This is a genomic window from Streptomyces sp. NPDC042346 (assembly GCF_055581845.1).
The window spans coordinates 94307-116529 of the sequence record NZ_JBVJEH010000003.1 but is presented as its reverse complement, the minus strand read 5'-3'; the positions used below and the strand labels follow the sequence as shown (position 1 = coordinate 116529).

Sequence of the window (22223 nt, the reverse complement as noted above, 5' to 3'; positions counted from 1 at the left end):
GCGCCCCTTCGGCTCACTCGCCGGCGCTCGTGGTCACCCCGCGGCCGGGGCGCTCGTGCCCGCCGAGCGCCGGAGGGCCGTCGGCCAGCCCGCCACCGCGGCCGTGGCGCCGTACCAGGCGGCGAAGCCCGCGACGGCCGCGACCCAGCCGCCCGCCTTCGCGAGGCCGCCGTTGTCGGCCAGCGCGCCGATGCCGATCAGCAGCAGCGCGACGAACAGCAGCCCGTACACGCCCTGTCCGAACAGACCGCTCCCCGCGGCCGCCATCGTCAGCGTGAGCGCGAGAAGCGCCCACAGGAGCATGAAGAGCCCCACGGCGTCCGCCGAGGCCCCGCCGCCGACGGCGGTCCCCCAGGTGAACCAGAAGGCGCCGAGCGCCGCGTACGCCGTGCCCTCACCGGTGCTGCCGCCGCGCAGGGCGAGCAGTCCGACGAGGAAGAGCGCCACCCCGCCGACCCAGGTGGCGAGGCCCGCGGCATCCGCTGCCGCGACGTTGTCGATGACACCCGTCCCGCCCAGCCCGAAGGCCAGCAGGGTCAGTCCGAGTGCGAGGTTGCCGAGAGTGGAGGTGCTGTTCCCCGCGGCGACTTCGTTGTCCACGGCGGGCTCCCTTCAGGAGTGCAGACGTGCTGCGTGAGCTGCTGTGATCCGGTGACCCTTATCTACCCTTCACAAGCGCACAATTCACCTGAGGAAGGCCGAATTATTGTCCGGTGCACGCCAGTTGGGGATCGGAGCACGGAAGCGAGCCGCCGCGAAGGGGGTCCTACGGGATGACGATCACGGGCCGCTGGGCGCGACGCGCGAGGCGGCCGGCCACCGAGCCGAAGATCCGCCCGACGATCCCGTGGGTGGAGCCGACGACGATCGCGTCGGCCGAGTACTCGCGGCCGACCTCCTCCAGCTCGTGACAGATGTCGCCACCGCGCTCGACGAGGATCCACGGCACCTCGGAGAGGTGCTCGGCGCAGGCCAGCTCCAGACCGAGGACCTCGGTGCGGTGATCCGGTACGTCGACGAAGACCGGCGGCTCGCAGCCGGCCCACACCGTGGTGGGCAGCCGATTGGCCACATGCACGATGATCAGGCCGGACCCGGAGCGGCGGGCCATGCCGATGGCGTACGCGAGGGCTCTCTCACTGGACGTGGAGCCGTCGAAACCGACGACCACCCCGTGCCGGAAGGCCGGGTCGCAGGAGTGGCGTGGCTGTTCTACCGCGAGGGGGTCGACCGTGGAGTCGGCGACGCGCTTGCGGTCCGCGGGTTCGGGGAATTCGTGACCGGCCATCGGTGTCTCGGCGAAGAGAGTCCTCGTGGGAAGGGACGGGGAAAGGAGGGGGCGGAACAACGGGTGGCGGCGGAGCTGTGTCCGGGAATCATCTTCCCAAGCCCATACCCCCAAGGGTACGGCGACACTCCTCTCCTGCCCAGAGCCCGCCGTGCCACTCCCCGGCGCACGCCCCGCTCGCGCACGGCGTCCCAGGGAGCATGCCCGAGGGGTTCGCGATCTGGCAATGCCGGTTGTGCCCTACAGGCGTCCGTACGGGGGCCAAACGGACGTCGCCCACAGTGACCGGAACGTTCCACTCCTCGTTCCCCACAGGTCCAGCCCACCGTCGTAGGGAGACCGCCCGTGCCCGCACCATCGACCGCCGCAGGCCAGACCTCCACCGGATCCGTCCCCGCCGCCGCGACCGCGACCGTGATCGCGCCCGCGACCGCGTCGGCGGGTCCGGGCAGGGAGCGGGACACGGGCGCCGGGACAGGAACCTCGGACGCGGCCGGTGACGTCGTCCGGTGGGCGGTCTTCTGCTGCGTCCTCGTGCCCGTGGTGCTCGTCGTCTACGGCACCTCGATCGGCGGAGCCGCCGGGACCGCGCTGGGACTCGTCTCGGTGACGGCGGCGTGCCGGCTGCTGCTGCGCCGCTCGGAGCGCGGACTACGGGCCGAAACCGTACGAACCAGGCACCGAAACTGAGCCGGGGACGCGTCCGACCCCCTTCGAGTTGACAGGTTCGCACACCCGAACCCATATGTTTTCAGCCAACTTCCATTCTCCGGCGAGTCCTTGGCGGAACGGTTGGCCAACCCCGGCGCCGACAGCCCCCGAAGCCCCGGAATACGGCCCCACCCCCTACGCCCACCGGGCGTTCACGGCGCCGCCCCTTCCCTTGGCGGCCGCCAGGTGGAACGCTTCGCGATCGATCGCTTCGCGCCAAGTGGCCTTGTCGACAATCCACCGGATGGAGAACTTGTCACGCCGGTGCCACGGGACACAGTAGATTCGATCATGGGTACCGAAGACTGGGGTCTCGTGCAAAACCGAGGGGAAACGTGCAGGAGCGACACGACCAGGGAGACGCGAACACCGAGGGGGGCTTAGCGTCATGAGCCAGGACTCCACCGCACCGGAGGTCGCACGGAAGCTGTCCGGGCGCCGCCGTCGCGAAGTCGTCGCGGTGCTGCTGTTCAGCGGCGGCCCCATCTTCGAGAGCTCCATCCCGCTCTCTGTTTTCGGCATCGACCGGCAGGACGCCGGCGTGCCCCGCTACCGGCTGCTCGTCTGCGCCGGCGAGGACGGACCGCTGCGGACCACCGGCGGGCTCGAACTCACCGCGCCGTACGGTCTGGAGGCCATCGGCCGCGCCGGGACCGTCGTCGTGCCGGCCTGGCGGTCGATCACCTCGCCGCCACCGCCGGAGGCGCTCGAAGCGCTGCGCCGCGCCCACGAGGAGGGCGCGCGGATCGTCGGCCTCTGCACGGGGGCCTTCGTCCTCGCCGCGGCGGGCCTGCTCGACGGCCGGCCGGCGACCACGCACTGGATGTACGCGCCGACGCTCGCCAAGCGCTACCCGTCGGTCCACGTGGACCCGCGGGAGCTCTTCGTCGACGACGGCGACGTCCTCACCTCCGCCGGCACCGCGGCCGGAATCGATCTGTGTCTGCACATCGTGCGGACCGACCACGGCACCGAGGCCGCGGGCGCGCTGGCGCGCCGGCTGGTCGTCCCGCCGCGGCGCAGCGGCGGTCAGGAGCGCTACCTCGACAGGTCTTTACCAGAGGAGATCGGCGCCGACCCGCTGGCCGAGGTCGTCGCCTGGGCGCTGGAGCACCTCCACGAGCAGTTCGACGTGGAGACCCTGGCCGCGCGCGCGTACATGTCACGGCGGACCTTCGACCGCCGGTTCCGCTCGCTGACGGGCTCCGCCCCGCTCCAGTGGCTGATCACGCAGCGGGTGCTCCAGGCGCAGCGGCTGCTCGAGACCTCCGACTACTCGGTCGACGAGGTCGCGGGCAGGTGCGGCTTCCGCTCGCCGGTGGCGCTGCGCGGCCACTTCCGGCGCCAGCTCGGCTCCTCGCCGGCCGCCTACCGGGCCGCGTACCGGGCCAGGCGACCGCAGGGTGAGGTCGGCACGGTGGTGCTCGATTCCGCCGTGCCCGCCCAGGTCGCCGCCGGCATGCGGCGCCCGGTCTCCCCGCTGGAGCAGGGGAAGCCGCACGCGGACGCCTACGCTCCCGGCCGCCCCTCCTTGCCGGGCCAGCGCAGCGCGCCGTAACGATGACCCGCGCGGCCACAAGCGGCGCACCGCAGGACCGACGGGCGCCCGGGGACACCTCCCCCGGGCGCCCGTCGGCCGCTCCCCCGGGGGAAAGGCACCTGGGGGTGACACCCCCTAAGGTGGACGCATGAACGATCGCATGGTGTGGATCGACTGCGAGATGACCGGGCTCTCGCTGACGGACGACGCACTCATCGAGGTGGCCGCACTGGTCACCGACTCGGAACTGAACGTGCTCGGCGACGGGGTGGACATCGTGATCCGCCCGCCGGACGCGGCCCTGGAGACCATGCCCGAGATCGTGCGCCAGATGCACACGGCCTCGGGACTGCTCGACGAGCTCGCCGGCGGCACCACGCTCGCCGACGCGGAGGCCCAGGTCCTCGCGTACATCCGCGAGCACGTCAAGGAAGCCGGCAAGGCGCCGCTGTGCGGGAACTCGGTCTCCACAGACCGCGGCTTCCTCGCTCGGGACATGCCTGCCCTGGAGGGCCACCTGCACTACCGGATCGTCGATGTCTCCTCGGTCAAGGAGCTGGCCCGCCGCTGGTACCCGAGGGCGTACTTCAACAGTCCGGAGAAGAACGGCAACCACCGGGCGCTCGCCGACATCCGCGACTCCATCACGGAGCTGCGCTACTACCGGGAGGCGGTCTTCGTCCCGCAGCCCGGACCGGACTCGGAGACCGCGAAGCGGATCGCCGCGCGCCACTCCGCGCCGACGGAGTAGACCCGTCCGAACGGGGTCGCTCGCGTCCGGAATCAATGCGGGCGCGAGCACCCCCCAGGACCCTGTAGACTTCTTCTCGGCCGGTCGGGGAAACCCGAGAAAATCGCCGGTCATGGTGGGTATAGCTCAGACGGTAGAGCACCTGGTTGTGGTCCAGGATGTCGCGGGTTCGAGTCCCGTTACTCACCCTGAAGGCCGAGGCCCCGGTTCGAAAGAACCGGGGCCTCGGTCGTTTTCGTGTGCCGCTAGCCGCAGGCGAAGACCGTCGGGGGCGGGTTGGTGCCGGTCCAGGTGCCCGTGAAGCCGAAGGAGACCGAGGCGCCGACGGCGACGGGGCCGTTCCAGCCGACGTTCCGGGCGGTGACGGTGGTCACACCGGTGCCGCCGGTGCCCGTCTGTGTCGGGGTCGCGTTCCACATCTGGCCGATGCGCTGTCCCGCGAGGTACTCCCAGCCGAGCGCCCAGCCGGTCCAGGCGGTGGTGGAGGTGTTGGTCAGGGTGACGTCGGCCTGGAAGCCGCCCTGCCACTGGTGGGTGACCTTGTAGGCGACCTTGCAGGCGCCGGAGGGGGCGGGCGGGTCGGTGGGGTCCGTGGGGTCGGTGGGGTCCGTGGGGTCGGTGCCGCCGCCGGTCTCCGCGGTGTCGCCGTAGATGATGCCGCGTCCGTTGGTGGAGACGTACACGCGGCCGTAGACCCGGGGGTCGCCGGTGATCGTGCCGCCGGTCCAGCCCCACTGGTGGGCGTCGTCGTTGATCCGGACCCAGCTCGCGCCCGCGTCGGTGGAGCGGAAGACGCCCCGTACGCCGCCGATCTTCGCGCTCGTGTAGAGCGCGGGGTACGTGGCGCCGGGTGCGGCCTTGCCGAAGCCGACGGTGTCGGCCTGGTCGACGCCGGAGACCCGGGTGAAGGTCGCGCCGCCGTCGGTGGAGTGCCAGAGGCCGTAGGCGGAGTCGGCGGCGCCGCCGGCGAACCAGATGTCGCCCTTCCTGCCGGGGACGGCCTTGAAGCGGGCGTTGCCCTTGGCCGGGAGGCCGGTGGCGCGGGCGGTGAAGGTCGCGCCGCCGTCCGTACTGGCGTAGAAGGTGCCGTCCTTGACGCCGTAGAAGGTCTTCGGGTCGACGCGGTCGGACTCGACGGTCGCGCCGGCGGGGATGCCGGTGGAGGCGGTCCAGGCGCCTCCGGTGCCCGTGTGGACGCCGGTGCCGTCCGGGCTCCACACGTACCGGCCGCCGTCGGCGGACGCGGCGACCGTGCCGCCGCCGGTGACGCCGGAAGGGTCCTGTCCCGGGGACCAGTCGGCGCCGTTGTCGGCGGAGAAGGCGATGTGCGGCCCGCCGTCGAGGTTGCCGGAGCGGACGACCGCGTTCGGGTTCGTCTCGGCGTAGTCGAGGCTGGTCGTGGAGGTGAAGTTCGGGGAGGTGAACATCATCGACGGGACGGTGGCGAGGTCCGTGTGGCGGAACCCGCCGATGTCGCCGAGGGCGCTGATGAGCGGGGCGCCGGAGGGCGGGGAGACGAGGTCGAGGACGGCGGTCTCCTCAAGTCCCTTCACCATGGGCCTGATGGTGAAGTTCGTCCCCGTGTCCCACCGGGTGAGTTCCTGGGTGCCGTAGATGGTGGCGCCCGTGCCGTACATCATGCGGTTCGAGTCGAAGGGGTCGATCTCCAGGGCCTCGGTCATCCAGCCGAGTTTCGGGGTCTGTTCGGGCGCGGCCGGGGTGGCGCCCCAGGTCAGCCAGGGGACGGAGGAGACGTCCATCGTGTAGCGGTCGGCGCGGGTCGGGTACGAGGTGTAGTCCCAGGCCCTGGTCCAGGTGGCGCCGGAGTCGGTGGAGCGGAAGATCTGGGTGTCGGGCCACCAGGCGCTGTAGGCGGAGACCATGACCGTGCCGGGCTTCCGGCGGTCGACGGTGAGGCCGCTGAAGCCGTGGAAGGTGTCGGCCTCGGCGACGGGGCTGATGTTCTTCCACTCGCCGGTGGCGGTGGCGTACCGCCAGACCTGGCCCTTGCCGCCGTCGTACGGGCCGGCCTTGTCGCTGTACGCGAGGTAGAGGTGGCCGTTCCGCGCGTCGAGGACGCCCTTGTGGGCGAGGTAGCCGGTGGGCTGGCCGGGCAGCCGGTCCCAGGTGACGCCGGCGTCGGTGGAACGGTAGACGGCGTTGTCCTTGTCGCCCACGCCGACGTAGATCGTCTTCGTCGCGGTGCCGGCGGTGCCGGTGGACTCGTCGAAGGTGACCCAGACGATGCCCTGCTCGTCGGAGTCGTAGCCGCTGGTGTCGGTCGGGTCCTGCTGGTATCCGCCGGGGTTGGTGAAGGTGGTGACCTTCGACCAGGTGACGCCGGAGTCGGTGGAGCGCCACAGGCCGTTGCCGCTGGGCGCGCCGAGGTAGAGCACGCTGTTCCTGTGCGGGTCGACGGCGAGGCGCTCGCCCATGCCGCGGCCCGGCATGTTGCCGCCGAGCTTGAAGGGGAGGTCGGTGCGCTGCCAGGTGGCGCCCCGGTCGGCGGAGCGGAGGACGGCGCCGTTGCCGGGGTCCCAGTCGTTCGTGTACGTGCCGACCGCCGCGTACAGCCGGTCGGGGTCGACGGTGTCGGAGGCGAGGCCGACGACTCCGGTGTGGCCCCAGTGGTCCCAGTCGACGGAGTCGAGGAGCGGGGTCCAGGAGGCGCCGGCCTGGTTCCAGCGGTAGACGCCGCCGATGTCGGTGCGGGCGTAGACGAGGTCCTTCTCGGTCCGGTTGAAGACGATGCCGGGGACGAAGCCGCCGCCGTCGACACGGACGTTCTTCCAGGTGTACGAGGCGCTGGGGGCGGCGGAGGCGGGTGCGGCGGAGGCGGGCTCGGGGGAGGTGGGCTTGGCGGAGGCGGACGCCGCTGTGACGTTCGGCGCCGCTGCCGTGAGGAGGCCCGCGGTCAGGGCGAGGCCCGCGAGGAGGTGGCGTGTTCTGCGCATGGGTATCCCGTCGAAGATGAGTGGGAGCGCTCCCACTATTGAGTCGGGGTCAGAACACGGTCAAGGTCCGGGAGTCGTCGAAGACGTTCGACGACGCGCCCGCCGCGTACGGCCGGGAGGGTGGTGCGGGCGGGTGGATTCCGCGCGGCCCGGCGAGCTGTCCCCCGCCGCCCGGACGGGGCCGCACTACGGTCGGGGCCCATGGGGAGCAGGAGGAGGAACGGGCCCGTCGCCGTGCTCGCCCTCGCCCTCCTCCTGGGCGTGGCGCTCGCCGGCGGCTGCGCGACCGACCCCGCCGCGCCGCCCGCGGCGGGCGTCCCGGTGCGGGAGCCGGTGGACGGGGGCGGGCGGCGGATCACGCTCACCGTCGGGGTGTTCGGCACGTTCGGCCTCCAGGAGGCCGGTCTTTACGACACGTACATGCGGCTGAACCCGGACGTCGCGGTCCGGCAGACCTCCCTCACCCGCAACGACGTCTACTACCCGCAGCTGCTCACCCACCTCACCGCCGGCTCCGGCCTCGCCGACGTGCAGGCCGTCGAGGTCGGCAACATCGCGGAGGTCCTCGCCACGCAGGCGGGCCGGCTGGACGCGCTCGGCTCGGCGCCGGGCGTCGACCGGGATGCCTTCCTGCCATGGAAGTGGGCGCAGGGCACGGCCCCCGACGGGCGCACGCTCGCGCTCGGCACCGACATCGGGCCGCAGGCCGTCTGCTACCGCAAGGACCTCTTCGCCCGCGCCGGACTGCCGACCGAGCGGGGCGCGGTGGGGCGGCTGTGGGCCGGGGACTGGCGCAAGTACCTGGCTGCCGGGGTCCGTTACCGCGAGCGGGCCCCGGAGGGCACGGCGTTCACGGACTCCGCCTCCGGGGTGATGGCGGCGGTCACGGGCAGCGCGGCGCTCCGGTACTACGACGAGCGGGGCGACCTGATCGTGGCGGTCAACCCGGCCGTACGGGAGGCGTGGGACCTCGGCGCCGCGTTCGCCCGGCAGGGGCTGACGGCCCGGCTCCAGCAGTTCACGCCCGGCTGGGACCAGGCCTTCGCGAACGGCGCGTTCGCCACGGTCGCCTGTCCCGCCTGGATGCTCGGCTACATCCAGGACAAGGCGGGCCCGGCCGGGCGGGGCCGGTGGGACGTGGCGGCGGCGCCCCGGCCGGGCAGCTGGGGCGGCTCGTTCCTCGTCGTGCCGTCCGCCGGGCGGCACCGCGCCGAGGCGGCGCGGCTCGCGGCCTGGCTGACGGCTCCCGCCCAGCAGGCGGTGCTCTTCGAGCGGCGCGGCAGCTTCCCGAGCGCCTCGGCCTCGTACGCGCTCCCGGCGGTCGCGGAGGCGCGGCACCCGTACTTCGGCGACGCCCCGGTCGGCGCGGTCTTCGCCGCGGCGGCCCGGGGCGTCCCCCGGGCCCCGGTCGGCCCGAAGGACGCCCTCGTCGCCCAGACCCTGGCGGACGTCGGCATGCTCCAGGTCGACCAGACGGGCCGCCCGCCGGAGTCGGCCTGGCGGGCCGCGATGAAGGCGATCGACAACGCGCTGGACCGGTGAGGGCGCGGTGACGGAGACACAGACGCCCACGGACCCGCCGGAACCGACCGACCCACCGGAGCCCCGACGACCGGCCGACCCGCCACCGCCGACGCCCGGCCCGGGGCCCGCCGGACCCGGAGCCGAAACCGGAGACCGGGCCGGGGCCGGGGCCAGAGACCGGGCCGAGGCCGGACCCGGACCCGAGGCCGGAATCGGAGCCGCCACCGCCGCCACCGCCGCCCCCTCCCGGGGTCTCGGGGTGCGCGGTCGCCCCCGGCGTACCCCCGTCGGCTCGCGCTGGGCGCCGTACGTGCTCGTCGCGCCGTTCTTTCTCTTCTTCGGGGCCTTCGGGGCGTTCCCGCTGCTCGCCACCGCCTGGACCTCGCTGCACCGGGTCGAGCTGACGGCGCCCGCCGAGGCGGAGTGGGTGGGGCTGCACAACTACGCGCGGCTGCTCGACGACGCGTTCTTCTGGAACGCCCTCGTGAACACCGTCGTCATCGGCGTCCTCTCCACCGTCCCGCAGCTGCTGCTCGCCCTCGGCGTCGCGCACCTCCTCGACGTGCGGCTGCGGGGCCGGGGGGTCTTCCGGGTCGTGGCGCTCGCCCCGTACGCCACCTCGGTCGCCGCCGCGACCCTCGTCTTCGCGCTGTTCTACGGGCGGGACCACGGGATGGCCAACTGGGCCCTGGGGGCGGCCGGGCTGCCCCCGGTGGACTGGCAGAACGGCCCGTGGGCGTCGAAGCTCGCGGTGTCGTCGATCGTGGTCTGGCGTTGGACCGGCTACAACGCGCTGATCTATCTGGCGGCGATGCAGACGGTCCCGCGCGAGCTGTACGAGGCGGCGGCGCTCGACGGGGCGTCGCGGTGGCGCCAGTTCCTGCACGTGACGCTGCCCGGGCTCCGGCCCGCGCTCCTCTTCACGGCGCTGGTCTCGACGATCGGCGCGACCCAGCTCTTCGGCGAGCCGCTGCTGTTCGGGAGCGGGGCCGGTGCGTCCGGTGGCGCGGATCACCAGTTCCAGACCCTCGGGCTCTATCTGTACGAGCAGGGCTGGGTGAACCTCCATCTGGGGCGGGCCGCGGCCATCGCCTGGGCCATGCTGCTCGTCCTGGTGGCGCTGTTCGGGGCCGTACGGCTGCTGCGCGGCGGTCTCGGGCGGCGCCGGGGGCGGGTCTCGTGAGGACGGAGCGGGCCGGCTGGGGCACGTACGCGCTGCTCGCGCTCTTCACCGCCGTCTCGGTCTTCCCGCTGCTGTGGACGGCGGTCGCCGCCTCGCGGACCGGTACGCGGCTCGCGGCCACGCCGCCGCCCTTCCGGTTCGGGCGGAACCTGCCCCGGAACCTGGAGCTCGCCTGGACCGACGCCCGGCTGGGCGAGGCGCTGGCGAACACCGCGCTGGTCGCCGGGGCGGTCGCGGCGGGGACGGTGCTCTTCTCGACGCTCGCCGGGTTCGCCTTCGCCAAGCTGCGGTTCCGCTTCAGGGGCACGCTGCTCGTGCTCGTGGCGGGGACGATGCTGATCCCGCCCCAACTGGGGGTCGTCCCGCTCTATCTGCTGATCGCGCGGCTGCGCTGGACGGACGAGCTCCAGGCGGTGATCCTGCCCTCGCTCGTCTCCGCCTTCGGGGTCTTCTTCATGCTCCAGCACCTGCGGCGGGCGCTGCCGTCCGAGGTCCTGGAGGCCGCCCGGATGGACGGGGCGGGGACCCTGCGGACGGTGTGGCACGTGGTGCTGCCGGCGGCGCGTCCGGCGATGGCGGTCCTCGGGATGCTGTCGTTCGTGGCGGCCTGGAACGACTTCTTCTGGCCGGTCCTCGCCCTGACGCAGACGGGGAACCCGACGGTGCAGGTGGCGCTCACGGGCCTGGGGCGGGGGACGGTGCCCGACCAGTCGGTGGTGATGGCGGGGGCGCTGCTCGGGACGCTGCCGCTGCTCGTCGTCCTCGCGCTGTTCGGGCGGCACATCGTGGGCGGGGTGATGCGGGGTGCGGTGAAGGGGTGAGGCGCACTCGAACAGGCGCCCATCACCCGGACGGGTGAGGCGGTGATCCACTTCCGCCGTACCCCCTGTTAACTTCCCCTTATGTCCGAACTTCTTACTTTTTCTCCCCCCTTGGGTGAGGTGACGGCGGATGGGAGTCCTGCGTGACAATCCCGAACTCGCCCTCTTCCTCTGCCTCTCGGCCGGCTACCTCGTCGGCAAGCTCCGGGTCGGTCCCATCACGCTCGGCGGCATCTGCGGCACCCTGATCGTCTCGCTGCTCGTGGGCGCCTGGACGAAGGTCACCGTCTCCGACGACGTGAAGACGATCTTCTTCGCGCTCTTCATCTTCTCGCTCGGCTACATGGCGGGGCCGCAGTTCTTCTCCAACCTCAACAAGAAGAGCCTGCGCTTCTTCGCCCTCTGCCTCATCGAGGTCGTCTGCGTCGTCGGGATCGCCCTCGGCCTCGCCGAGGCCTTCGACCTCGACGTCGGCACTGCCGCCGGCATCCTCGCCGGGGCCGCCACCGAGTCCGCGGTCGTCGGTACGGCCACGGAGGCCATCGGCAACCTCTCCGACCTGACGCAGGCGCAGATCAGCGAGTACCAGGGCCATGTGGCCACCGCGTACACGGTCTGCTACCTCTTCGGCCTCGTCACCATCGTCATCTACACCAGCCAGATCATGCCGATGATGCTGCGGATCAACCTCCGCGACGCCTCGCGCGAGCTGTGGGAGAAGATGCGCGGCTCCGGCGGCGGTCTGGAGTCCGACGAGCGCGAGGCGCTCCCGGGCATGGTCGGCCGGACGTTCCTGGTCACCCTCGCGGACGGCGCCAAGGTCGGCGACCTGGAGCGGCGGCTCGGCGACCGGGTCACGATCGAGGCGGTGAAGCGGGGCAGCAAGGTCCTCACCCCTCCCCCGCCCGACTTCGAGCTGACCCTCTCCGACCTCGTGCTGACGGTCGGCCGGCGGGCGAACATCATCGAGGCGGGGCGGGTCATCGGACCGGAGACCCCGGCCGTCCCCGGCCTGGACACCCCGCTCGCCACCACCGAGGTCTCGCTGACCGACAAGAGCATCGTCGACAAGTCCCTGGACACCCTCTTCAAGGAGCACCCGGAGTTCTCCTCCGGCGGGGTGTACGTGACGGACGTGGTGCGCAACGAACAGCATCTGCCGGCGACCCCGGAGACCGTCGTCGGCCGCGGTGACGTGCTCACCCTGGTCGGCTCCCGCTCGGGCCTCGGGAAGCTGGCGTCCAAGGTCGGCGCGGTCGTGAAGAACGACGCCACGGACTTCATCTACCTGGGCCTCGGCATCGTCTGCGGTTCGCTCCTCGGGCAGGTCGTGGTCGAGTTCGGCGACGTCCCGCTGTCGCTCGGCACGGGCGGCGGCTGCCTCATCTCGGGCCTGCTCTTCGGCTGGTTCCGCTCCCGCACGCAGACCTTCGGCGCCTTCCCGCCGCAGGCCGCCACCACCCTCAAGGACATGGGCCTCGCGATCTTCATCGCCTGTACGGGTCTGATCTCCGGCCCGCAGGCCTGGCCGCTGCTCAAGGAGTACGGGGCGCTGCTGCCGTTCGCCGGGATCGCGATGGTCCTGGTGCCGGCGACGATCTCGCTGATCGTCGGCCGCAAGTTCCTGAAGATCGAGAAGCCGCTGCTCATCGGCGCCATCGCGGGCCAGCAGTGCTCGACGCCCGCGATCACCTCGATCACCCAGGTCGCCCAGAGCTCGGTACCGATGCTCGGCTACACGGTCACGTACACGCTCTCCAACTTCCTGCTTCCGCTGACCGGCCCCCTGCTCGTCGGCATCCTCGGAGCGTGAGAGGAACCCATGATCGATTTCCTCAACCGGAACATCTTCCAGCCCCACCCCGAGCTGCTGATCTTCATCACGGTCGCGCTCGGCTTCCTCTTCGGCAAGCTCCGCTACAAGGCGATCGCGCTGGGCGCCGTCACCGGCTGTCTGGTCGCCGGTCTGCTGCTCGGCGCGCAGTTCAAGGTCACGATCGACGGCACGGTGAAGAACCTCTTCTTCACGATGTTCCTCTTCGCCCTCGGCTACAAGGTCGGCCCGCAGTTCTTCCGCGGCCTGAAGAAGGACGGCCTGCCGCAGGTCCTCAACGCGGTCATCGTCTGTGTGACGGGTCTGCTCGTCTCCTGGGGCTTCGCCGTGATGCTCGGGTACGGCCCCGGGCTCTCGGCCGGTCTCCTCGGCGGCGCGCTCACCCAGTCCGCCGTCATCGGTGTCGCCCAGGACGCCATCGGCAACCTGCCGGGGCTCTCCGCCGACCAGATGAAGAACGAGGAGAACCTGGTCGCGATCGGCTACGCCGTCACGTACCCGCTCGGCACGATCCTCTGCGCGATGCTCCTCGCCAACGTCCTGCCCAAGCTCTACAAGCGGGACCTGGCCGCCGAGTCGGCGCAGCTAGCCAAGGAGCTGGACGCGCCGGGCGACGACCCCGACCTGGCCGAGGGCTACTACGAGGTCGTCCTCCGCGCGTACCGCATCGACCGCCCCGACCTCGTCGGCCGGACGATCGACGACTTCGAGAACCAGCAGCGGGAGCTCGGCCACCGCATCTACCTCACGCGGGTGCGGCGCGACGGGAAGATCATCGACCACACGCAGTCGACGGTGCTCCGCGAGGGCGACGTCGTGGCCGTCAGCGCGCTGCGCGGCTCGCTCGTCGAGTTCGACGCCCGGACCCACATCGGCCCGGAGACCGACGACGTCGAGCTGCTCGGCTACCAGACCGAGTCGCTGCACGTCGTCGCCTCGGAGAAGGCGCAGCTCGGCAAGACGGTCGCCGACCTGCGGCGCGAGCCCTTCATGGTCGGCGTGTACATCGACAAGATCTACCGCTCGGGCGCGGAGTTCCCGTACCGGCTCTCCACGGCCCTGGAGCGCGGCGACACGGTCGTCCTGACGGGCCCGAAGCGGCTCGTGGACCCGGCGGGCAAGGCGATCGGCAAGCCCGTGCCGACCTCCTTCGCCACCGACATGCTCTGGGTGGGCCTCGGCATCTTCCTCGGCGGCTGCATCGGCATCCCGGCGCTCACCGTGTCGGGCGTGCCGATCTCGCTCTCCACCTCCGGCGGCGCGCTGATCATGGGTCTGGTCTTCGGCTGGATCCGCGGCAAGTACCCGACGTACGGCAACGTGCCGCCCGGCGCCCAGTGGTTCATGGACACCCTCGGCCTCTGCCTCTTCGTCGCGGTCGTCGGCATCAACGCCGGCCCCAGCTTCACCAGCGGCCTGTCGACAGCCGGCTGGGGACTGCTGGTCTGGGGCGCGGTGGCGACGGTGATCCCGCTGATCGTGGGCTTCCTGTACGGCCACTACGTCCAGAAGATCCGCTTCCCGATCCTGATGGGCGTCCTGGCCGGCGGCCAGACGACGACCGCGGCGATCGGCGCGATCAACGAACAGTCCAAGTCGCAGATCCCGACGCTCGGTTACACGATCCCCTACGCGGTGGGCAACGTCCTGCTGACCATCTGGGGTGCCGTGATCGTCATCCTCAACCACTGACGCGAACCCCTCACCAGTAAGGACGAGCCGTGCCCAAGACCACCTTCACCCGCGAGGAGATCCAGTCCTTCGCGCAGCTCTCGCCGTTCGAGCTGAAGGACAAGTTCATCCAGATCGCGCAGGCCGCGCAGGCCGACAAGCCCGGCCAGAAGGAGAAGTCGCAGGCCCAGATGCTCAACGCGGGCCGCGGCAACCCCAACTGGGTCGCCACCGGCCCCCGCGAGGCGTTCTACGCGCTCGGCTACTTCGCGCTCTCCGAGTCGCGCCGCGTGTGGACCGCCGACAACCTCGGCGGCATGCCCGAACTCGCCGGCTCCGGCACCCGCTTCGACACCTTCGTCCGGCAGCACCCGGACCTGCCCGGCGTCGAGATGCTCCAGGACTGCGTCGCGTACGCCGTCGAGCGCTTCGGCTTCGACAAGGACGCCTTCGTCCACGAGCTGACCGACAGCACGATCGGCGACAACTACCCGGTGCCGGACCGGATCCTGGCCCACACCGAGCAGATCGTCCGCGGCTACGTGCACGACGAGATGTTCGACAAGCGCCCGCCGGCCGGCAATCTGTCGCTCTTCGCGACCGAGGGCGGCACGGCCGCCATGTGCTACATCTTCGACTCCCTCATGAAGAACGGGATCCTGAAGAAGGGCGACAAGATCGCCCTGATGGTGCCGGTCTTCACCCCGTACATCGAGATCCCCGAGCTCGACACGTACGAGTTCGACGTCGTCAACGTCCACGCGAGCCTCTTCGCGGAGACCGGCGTGCGCGAGTGGCGCTACCCCGAGGAGGAGGTCGCCAAGCTGGCGGACCCGTCGGTGAAGCTGGTCTGCCTCGTCAACCCGTCCAACCCGCCGTCGCTCGCGCTGAGCCGGCGGGTCGCGGACCAGATCAAGGACATCGTCGCCACGCGGAACCCGAACCTGCTGCTCGTCACGGACGACGTGTACGGCACGTTCGTCGAGGGCTTCCGCTCGCTCGCCGCGGACCTCCCCCGCAACACGCTCCTCGTGTACTCGTACTCCAAGCACTACGGCTGCACCGGCCACCGGCTCGGCGTCATCGGCCTCCACGACGACAACGTCATCGACGGGATGATCGCGAACCTGCCGCAGGCGGAGAAGGACCGGCTGGACAAGCGGTACGGGACGCTGAGCCTGGAGCCCGGGAAGATCCGGTTCATCGACCGGCTCGTCGCCGACTCCCGGCAGGTCGCCCTCAACCACACCGCCGGGCTCTCGCTGCCCCAGCAGGTGATGATGTCGCTCTTCTCCCTCTTCGACATGCTGGACGAGGGCCAGGCGTACAAGGAGAAGATCCGGGCCATCGTGCGCCAGCGCCTCGACCTGCTCCTCGAAGGCGCCCAGATGAAGATCGCCGACGACCCGAAGCGGGCCGGGTACTACATCGAGCTCGACCTGATCGCGGAGGCCGAACGGGTCCACGGGAAGGACTTCGCGGCCTTCCTGGAGAAGAACTACGAGCCGGTGGACCCGCTGTTCCGGCTGGCCGAGCAGACCAGCGTCGTCCTCCTCAACGGCGGCGGCTTCGACGGCCCCGAGTGGTCCGTCCGCGTCTCCCTGGCCAACCTCGACGACCTGGACTACCTGAAGATCGGCCACCACCTGCGGGCGATCTTCAACGACTACGCGGAGGAGTGGAAGGCCTCCCGCGCCTGAGGCTCCGGGAAGGGGAGCGCGCCCCGGCCGGGGTGGGGTGTCTCGGCCGGGGCGCGCGCTGTGGGGGGACGGGGGCGGCTGACGGGGGTGGCCTTGCGGGGGCCTGCGGCCGGCGGGCTACTTGTAGGCGGCGAAGGCCTTCGTGAAGGCCAGGGGCTGCTGGAGGATCGACGAGCAGGTGGCGTCGGCGTAGTTCACGGCGCCGGCCGCGCACTGCTTGTCACGGGTCGAGGACCACATCGAGAGCCAGCCGATCCCCTTCGACTTCGCGAAGTCGACGAGCTGCGTGGCGTCGTCGACCCGGAAGACCTCGCTCGCGACGTCGTTCACGCCGATCATCGGGGTGACCGCGACGGCCTTCCAGGCGGCCGCGTCCGAGAGCCCGAGGACGCCCTTGACCTGGGCCTGGGTGGCGGTGGCCGCCTGGATCGCGTACGTGCCCATGTCCGCGCTGTACGCCGGGCCGTAGTCCATCGCCATGATGTTGACGGCGTCGACGCGGACCCCGTTCTTCTTCGCGTCGGCGAGCAGCGCCACGCCCGGCTGCGTCAGGCCCTCGGGCATGACCGGCAGGGTGAAGGAGACGTTCAGACCCGGGTGGGTCTGCTGGAGCTGGGCGATCGCCTGGGAGCGGCGGGTGTTGGCGGCGGTGTCCGGCAGGGCCGCGCCCTCGACGTCGAAGTCGACCTTGGTGAGCTTGTACTGGTCGATGACCTTGCCGTACGCGGCGGCCAGCGCCGAGGAGGACGAGCAGTTCAGGGCCAGCTCGTGGCCGGCGGCGCCGCCGAAGGAGACGCGGACGTCACCGCCCTTGGCGCGGAGGGCGCCGATCTGGGCCGCGACCTTGTCGTTCGCCAGGTCGGTGACCCCGCCCCAGAGCGGGGCGCAGGAGCCGCCGGAGGTGATGAAGGCGAGGTTGAACTCCTTCACGCCGGTGGCGTCGGCGGTCGCGAGCAGGTCGTACGTCGGGTAGAGCGAGGTGTCGACGTACGGGGCGTACTTGGCGGCCGTGGGCTCGGGGGCGGGGCCGCCCGTCGCGGTGGGGGTCGGGGTGGGCTTCACCGTGGCCGTGGCCGTGGCCGTGGGGGTCGGCGTCGGGGTCGGCTTCACGGTCGCCGTGGCGGTGGCGGTCGGCTTGGGGGAAGCGGTCGCCGTGGCAGTGGCCGTGGCCGTCGGCTGCGGGGAGGCGGTCGCGGTGGGCTGCTCGGTGGGGCGCCCGCTGGGCGTGGGGGCGGGGCCTCCGGCGGAGCACGCGGCCTTGTTGATGAGGCAGTCGACCGGATCGCCCGCCGCGCCCGCGGCGGAGGTCACGAAGCCGACGGTGACGGACTGGCCGGGTGCCAGCCGCTTGTTCCAGCTCGCGGGCCGCACGGTGACGTGGCCGCCGGAGACGGTGTACTCGCCGTTCCAGAGGGAGCCGATGGCCGTCCCCGCCGGGAGGTCGAACTCCAGCGTCCAGTCGTTCTGGGTGGTGGTCGTCTCGTTGGTGACGACGTACTGGCCGGTGTAGCCGCCGGCCCAGGCGCTGGTCCGGGTGTACGCGGCGCCGACGGCGGCGGCCTGCGCGGTACCGCCGAGCGCGAAGGCGGTGCCGCCGGCGATCGCCGCCGCGACGACGGCTCCGACGACCTTGGTCCTGGTGCTCGCCCTGCGCCGGTGCGAACTGGTGCCCATCGCGTGCCTGCCTCTGTGTGCCGGGGTGTGGGGGTGGGGTGCGGCAGCACGCTAGCGACTGGGAAAGGGACAAATAGCCACGATCGGCCAGGGGTTGGGATTCTTAGGCTCCGCTTAAGGAAGGCATCGGAACCACGAAAGGTTCGGCCCCGCGCACCCCGTTCCGCTCAGGCGTCGGCGGCCCGGCGGGTGCCCGTGCCGCCGCGGCGGCGGCGGGCCGGGCGGTGGCCGCGGCGGCCCGTCGTGGCGCCCGCGCGGCGCCCGTCGAGCCCGATCCAGACGCGGACCTCGGTGCCGCCGAGCACGGAGTGCCCGATGGCGACGTCTCCGCCGGTGGCCTCGGCCATCCGTCGCACGATGTCCAGGCCGAGGCCCGTCGAGCCGGGCCTGCCCCCGCTGTTGCCGCGGGCCAGGGCGGCGGCGGGGTCGGCGATGCCGGCGCCCGCGTCGGAGACCAGGACGATGACGGCGTCGTCGCCGTTGTGGACGTCGATGGAGAAGGCGGTGCCCTCGGCGGTGTGCCGGAAGACGTTGCCGAGGAGGGCGTCGAGGGCGGCGACGAGTTCGGGGCGGGCCACCGGGATGCGTACCGGACGCTCGACGCCCGCGACCCGTACCCGCCGTCCCTCGTCCTCCGCGAGCGCCGACCAGAAGTCCATCCGCTCGCGGACCACCTCGGCGGCGTCGCAGCCGGCGCCGGGACCCGTCGCCTGGGTCTGCGGCTTCGCCTCCCGGGCCGTACGGATGATGATGTCGACCTCGCGCTCCAGCTGCTCGACGGCGGCCCGGGTCTGCTCGGCGGCCGGACCCGAGCCGAGCGAGGCCGCGTTGAGCCGCAGCACCGTCAGCGGGGTGCGGAGCCGGTGGGAGAGGTCGGCGGCGAGCTCGCGCTCGTTGGCCAGGAGCTGGACGACCTGGTCGGCCATCGAGTTGAAGGCGACGGCCGCCGACTTGAGCTCCGGCGGGCCCTCCTCGGGCACGCGCGCGCCGAGCCGGCCCTCGCCGAGGTCGTGGGCGGCGCCCGCGAGCCGCTGGGCGGGCCGGACCATGCGGACGCCGAGCCGGTCGGCGACGGCGACGGAGCCGACGATCAGCGCGATGCCGACCCCCGCGAGGACCAGCCAGGCGGTGGCGACACCGTTGGTGACCTCGCCCTCGGGGACGAAGAGTTCGACGACGGCGACCTCTCCGCTGCTGAGCGCCGTGGGCTGGAGCAGCGCGAAGCCGCCCGGCACCTCGGCGATGGAGGCCCGGCCGAGCCGGCGGGTGGCGGCGAGCTCCTCCGCGTCGGCCCTGCGGGTGCCGATCTCCAGCGCGGTCCCGCCCGAGTCCTCGGCGGGCACGTGGACGGCGAGCCGCCCGGCGGCCCCGTCCTCGGTGGTGGCGACGGCCTTGTCGAGCTCCTGGCGGTCGGTGGTGATCGCGAGGACGGGGGCGAGCCCGGCGGCCCGCCGTTCGGCGTTGGAGAAGGCCCGGTCGCGGGCCATCTCCTTGACGACGAGCCCGAGGGGTACGGCGAAGGCGACGACGACCATGACGGTGACGGCCAGCGACACCTTGACGAGCGCCCACCTCACGGCTGCGGCTCCCGGGGCGGCTCCAGTTTCACGCCCACGCCGCGCAGGGTGTGCAGGTAGCGGGGCCTGGCGGCCGTCTCCCCCAACTTCCGGCGCAGCCACGACAGATGGACGTCGATGGTCTGGTCGTCGCCGTAGGACTGCTGCCACACCTCGGCGAGCAGCTCCTTGCGCGGGACGACCACACCGGGCCGCCCGGCGAGGAAGGCCAGCAGGTCGAACTCGCGCCGGGTGAGGTCCAACGGCGCCCCGTCCAGCTCCGCCTGACGGCGCAGCGGGTCGACGGTGAGCCCGCCGACCCGGATGGCCCGGGAGGGGGGCGCCTCGCCGGCGGCGGACCGCGCCCGGCGCAGGACGGCCGCCATGCGGGCCGAGAGGTGGTCCACCGAGAAGGGCTTCACGAGGTAGTCGTCCGCACCGGCGTGCAGGAGCCGTACGATCTCGGCCTCGTCGTCCCGGGCGGTCGCGATGATCACCGGTACGTCGGTGATTCCGCGCAGCATCTTGAGCGCCTCGGACCCGTCCAGGTCGGGCAGTCCGAGGTCCAGGATGACCACGTCGAAACGGAAATGGGCGACCTCGCGCAACGCCTCCAGAGCCGTACCGACGCTCCGTACCGTGTGGGAGGCCTCGGAGAGCTGGCGGATGAGGGCGGAGCGCACGAACTGGTCGTCCTCGACCACGAGCACACTTGCCATGGGCCGCACCGTACGCCATTCGGGGGAACAGGTGAGCAGGGGCGACCCCGGTCATGATCCGCCGGGCACGCCCCAGGCCCACCCTCGCGTACCGCTGCTCACAGGGTGGTGCACTATGGGCCGGTGCGAAGAGGACTCGTTCACGCCCTGGCCTGGTCGCTCGCCACCGGCGCGGCGGTCACCCTGTCCTGGTGGGGAGTGCACACGGTGCTGTCCGGCACGGTGTACGACCCCCCGCGCGCGCTGCCGCTGCCGGTCGGCACCACCGAGGACGCGTCGGCCGTGTCCGGCGGTGATCCGCTGACCTCCTCGACGCACGGTTCCGAGACCCCCGGGGCCTCGGCGCCGCCGTCCCCGAAGTCCACGCCGAGCGAGCGGCGCACGACCTCCGCCACCCCCTCTTCGGCCCCCGCTTCGCCTCCTTCCGGCCGGCCGGAGACCACGGCCGCGGCGCCCGCCACCACCACGCCCGCGCCCGCCACCACCGGCGCGGCCGCCTCCGCCTCCTCGGTGAAGAGCTACACGGTCGACGGCGGCCGAGTCACGTTCGACCTCGGCGAGACGTCCGCCGAGCTGGTCTCGGCGACGCCCGCGTCCGGCTGGCAGATGCAGGTGTGGAAGCAGCCGACGTGGATCCGGGTCACCTTCACCCAGGGCGGCCGCGAGCTCTCGGTCTTCTGCCTGTGGCACGACAGCGCGCCCCGCGTGGAGATCGAGGACCGGCAGACCTGACCGGCCCCGGCCCCCGGCCCCCGGCCCCCGGCTCAGCGGAAGACGGACGCGGGCGGTACGGGCGAGGGCTTGGCGCTCGCGTCGGTGACGGGGGCCGCTCCGCCGGCGAAGTCGGCGAGCTCCCGGCCGTGCTCCACCCGGCCCGGGTGCGGATCGGTGGCGACCCGGCGGGTGAGCTCGGCCACCGGCAGCTCGCGGTCGGAGGCGAGCAGCACCGCGTTGCCGAAGCGGCGGCCGCGCAGCACCGTGGGGTCGGCGGTCAGCGCGAGTTCGGGGAAGACGGCGGCGGCCGTGGCGATCTGGCCGCGCAGATGGGTCAGGGGCGGGCCGTCGGCGAGGTTCGCCGCGTAGAAGCCGCCGGGCTTCAGGACCCGCCGCACCTCGCCGAGGAACTCGGTGCTGGTGAGGTGGGCCGGGGTGCGGGCCCCGCTGAACACGTCGGCGATGACGAGGTCCGCCCAGCCGTCCTGCACCTTGGCGAGTCCGGCGCGGGCGTCTGTGGAGCGGACCCGGATGCGCGCCCCCGCGTCGAGGGGCAGTTCCCGGCGGACGAGCTGGACCAGGGGCCCGTCGAGCTCGACGATCTGCTGGGTGGAGCGGGGCCGGGTCGCGGCGACGTACCGGGCGAGGGTGAAGGCGCCGCCGCCGAGGTGCACGACCTGGAGCGGCCGGTTCGGCGGGGCGGTGAGGTCGGCGATGTGGCCGAGGCGCCGCTGGTACTCGAAGGAGAGGTGGGCCGGGTCGTCGAGGTCGACGTGCGACTGGGGGGCGCCGTCGATGAGCAGCGTCCAGGCGCGCGGACGTTCCCGGTCGGGTATGAGTTCGGCGAGCCCGCCGTCGACGGTCTCGGCGACGGAGGCGGCGGAGGCCGCCCGGTCACGCTGTTTGTTCCTGGCCACGGTCCCCATTATCGGGGCATCTCCGGCACGACCCCGCCGGTACGCCCGCCGAGGGGGCTCAGTGGCAGCCGTCGGCCGCTTCGATGAGCCGGGCCGCCTCGCCGAGCGCCTCGCGCAGCACGACCGGGTCGGTGACGGGGTCGGTGTCCCCCGGCGGCAGCAGCCAGCCGGCCGGGCGGGGGGTGTCGCCCGTCGGTTCGGGCAGTTCCGGCAGCTCGGGGAGGCGGAGCCCGCGCCCCGAGGTCCGCGTACACGCGCTGCCCGGCATGTCCCAGGCCGCGGCCGTGCCCGGCGGGACGAGGAAGCCGAGGGTGTCGCAGGCCCCGTCGTGCACCACCGGGCCGACCGCGGGGGCGCTGCCGCGGCGCAGGATGTCGACGGCCTCCAGGCCCTGCCGGACCGGCACGGTCACCAGGTCCCAGGGCTCGGCGGGGGGCTGGGGGGCGCCGCCGTCCGGGGCGGGTGCGTGCCACGTGGCCGACTGCGAACCGATGTCCGTCATGGGGACCCCTCCTCGCTCCAGAGGAGACACGTTCCGTCTCTCCCTTACGGTTCAACGCCCGTGCGCGTCAACGGCTACGGCGGCATGCCGCTGCAAAGGATGGCAGTTCATGGCAGATCGCAGGCGAGATATCCGATTTGTAGCCAAACTCAGCGTACGCATCC

At 72.3% G+C, this 22223-nt stretch carries 18 protein-coding genes and 1 tRNA gene; 11 read left to right on the top strand and 8 right to left on the bottom strand.

Annotation, left to right across the window (positions count from 1 at the left end; genetic code table 11):
- Positions 1 to 33: 33 nt before the first annotated feature.
- Both ACZ6K0_RS14255 and ACZ6K0_RS14250 read right to left on the bottom strand, forming a co-directional pair.
- Complete coding sequence (locus tag ACZ6K0_RS14255; RefSeq protein WP_376405589.1) at positions 34 to 600, bottom strand: GPR1/FUN34/YaaH family transporter; 567 nt, start codon at positions 598 to 600, stop codon at positions 34 to 36.
- Positions 601 to 766: 166 nt separating this feature from the next.
- Positions 767 to 1288: a universal stress protein gene (locus ACZ6K0_RS14250; RefSeq protein WP_024758120.1), complete on the bottom strand. Its 522-nt coding sequence runs from the start codon at positions 1286 to 1288 to the stop codon at positions 767 to 769.
- A 345-nt stretch (positions 1289 to 1633) separates the two neighbouring features.
- Here ACZ6K0_RS14250 and ACZ6K0_RS14245 point away from each other — a divergent pair, with 345 nt between their 5' ends.
- The 4 genes from ACZ6K0_RS14245 (at position 1634) to ACZ6K0_RS14230 (ending at position 4478) form a co-directional block, all read left to right on the top strand.
- Entirely contained in the window at positions 1634 to 1978 is a 345-nt protein-coding gene (locus tag ACZ6K0_RS14245; protein WP_376405586.1) for a hypothetical protein, read from the top strand.
- 409 nt (positions 1979 to 2387) lie between these two features.
- The gene (locus ACZ6K0_RS14240) at positions 2388 to 3557 is read left to right on the top strand and encodes a helix-turn-helix domain-containing protein (RefSeq protein WP_469233725.1); all 1170 of its coding nucleotides are present in this window, start codon (positions 2388 to 2390) and stop codon (positions 3555 to 3557) included.
- Between the two features lie 130 nt (positions 3558 to 3687).
- Positions 3688 to 4290, top strand: coding sequence for an oligoribonuclease (orn, locus tag ACZ6K0_RS14235; protein ID WP_376405582.1), 603 nt, complete (start codon positions 3688 to 3690; stop codon positions 4288 to 4290).
- Positions 4291 to 4405: 115 nt separating this feature from the next.
- Positions 4406 to 4478: transfer RNA gene (locus ACZ6K0_RS14230), tRNA-His, on the top strand.
- 57 nt (positions 4479 to 4535) lie between these two features.
- Here the strand turns inward: ACZ6K0_RS14230 and ACZ6K0_RS14225 are convergent.
- On the bottom strand, positions 4536 to 7244 hold the full coding sequence (locus tag ACZ6K0_RS14225; RefSeq protein WP_469233727.1) for a cellulose binding domain-containing protein: 2709 nt from the start codon (positions 7242 to 7244) through the stop codon (positions 4536 to 4538).
- Between the two features lie 201 nt (positions 7245 to 7445).
- Here ACZ6K0_RS14225 and ACZ6K0_RS14220 point away from each other — a divergent pair, with 201 nt between their 5' ends.
- From ACZ6K0_RS14220 to ACZ6K0_RS14195, 6 genes are all read left to right on the top strand, one after another.
- Positions 7446 to 8786: an ABC transporter substrate-binding protein gene (locus ACZ6K0_RS14220; protein WP_469233729.1), complete on the top strand. Its 1341-nt coding sequence runs from the start codon at positions 7446 to 7448 to the stop codon at positions 8784 to 8786.
- A 193-nt stretch (positions 8787 to 8979) separates the two neighbouring features.
- Positions 8980 to 9951: a carbohydrate ABC transporter permease gene (locus tag ACZ6K0_RS14215; protein ID WP_469233832.1), complete on the top strand. Its 972-nt coding sequence runs from the start codon at positions 8980 to 8982 to the stop codon at positions 9949 to 9951.
- Positions 9948 to 10772 (top strand): carbohydrate ABC transporter permease, encoded by an 825-nt coding sequence (locus ACZ6K0_RS14210; RefSeq protein ID WP_376405576.1) that lies wholly within the window; start codon positions 9948 to 9950, stop codon positions 10770 to 10772. Before ACZ6K0_RS14215 ends, ACZ6K0_RS14210 begins: the two co-directional genes overlap by 4 nt.
- A gap of 130 nt (positions 10773 to 10902) precedes the next feature.
- Complete coding sequence (gene aspT, locus ACZ6K0_RS14205) at positions 10903 to 12585, top strand: aspartate-alanine antiporter (protein ID WP_376405574.1); 1683 nt, start codon at positions 10903 to 10905, stop codon at positions 12583 to 12585.
- Positions 12586 to 12594: 9 nt separating this feature from the next.
- Positions 12595 to 14298 carry an aspartate-alanine antiporter gene (gene aspT, locus ACZ6K0_RS14200; protein WP_469233732.1) on the top strand — a complete coding sequence of 568 codons (1704 nt, stop codon included), beginning with the start codon at positions 12595 to 12597 and terminating at the stop codon, positions 14296 to 14298.
- 29 nt (positions 14299 to 14327) lie between these two features.
- On the top strand, positions 14328 to 15977 hold the full coding sequence (locus ACZ6K0_RS14195; protein ID WP_376405570.1) for a bifunctional aspartate transaminase/aspartate 4-decarboxylase: 1650 nt from the start codon (positions 14328 to 14330) through the stop codon (positions 15975 to 15977).
- 117 nt (positions 15978 to 16094) lie between these two features.
- Here ACZ6K0_RS14195 and ACZ6K0_RS14190 read toward each other — a convergent pair whose 3' ends face one another.
- The 3 genes from ACZ6K0_RS14190 to ACZ6K0_RS14180 form a co-directional block, all read right to left on the bottom strand.
- Complete coding sequence (locus tag ACZ6K0_RS14190; protein WP_469233734.1) at positions 16095 to 17651, bottom strand: glycoside hydrolase family 18 protein; 1557 nt, start codon at positions 17649 to 17651, stop codon at positions 16095 to 16097.
- Positions 17652 to 17818: 167 nt separating this feature from the next.
- Positions 17819 to 19228, bottom strand: a complete 1410-nt coding sequence (locus tag ACZ6K0_RS14185; protein ID WP_376405565.1) for a sensor histidine kinase — start codon at positions 19226 to 19228, stop codon at positions 17819 to 17821.
- Entirely contained in the window at positions 19225 to 19926 is a 702-nt protein-coding gene (locus ACZ6K0_RS14180) for a response regulator transcription factor (RefSeq protein ID WP_376405563.1), read from the bottom strand. Before ACZ6K0_RS14180 ends, ACZ6K0_RS14185 begins: the two co-directional genes overlap by 4 nt.
- Before the next feature lie 123 nt (positions 19927 to 20049).
- Between ACZ6K0_RS14180 and ACZ6K0_RS14175 the strand changes: the two genes are divergently transcribed.
- Positions 20050 to 20658: a hypothetical protein gene (locus ACZ6K0_RS14175; RefSeq protein ID WP_376405561.1), complete on the top strand. Its 609-nt coding sequence runs from the start codon at positions 20050 to 20052 to the stop codon at positions 20656 to 20658.
- Positions 20659 to 20690: 32 nt separating this feature from the next.
- On the opposite strand, the gene ACZ6K0_RS14170 is transcribed toward ACZ6K0_RS14175, so the two are convergent.
- Both ACZ6K0_RS14170 and ACZ6K0_RS14165 read right to left on the bottom strand, forming a co-directional pair.
- The gene (locus tag ACZ6K0_RS14170; protein ID WP_376405559.1) at positions 20691 to 21566 is read right to left on the bottom strand and encodes a spermidine synthase; all 876 of its coding nucleotides are present in this window, start codon (positions 21564 to 21566) and stop codon (positions 20691 to 20693) included.
- A gap of 49 nt (positions 21567 to 21615) precedes the next feature.
- Positions 21616 to 22059: a hypothetical protein gene (locus ACZ6K0_RS14165; RefSeq protein ID WP_469233740.1), complete on the bottom strand. Its 444-nt coding sequence runs from the start codon at positions 22057 to 22059 to the stop codon at positions 21616 to 21618.
- Positions 22060 to 22223 lie beyond the last annotated feature (164 nt).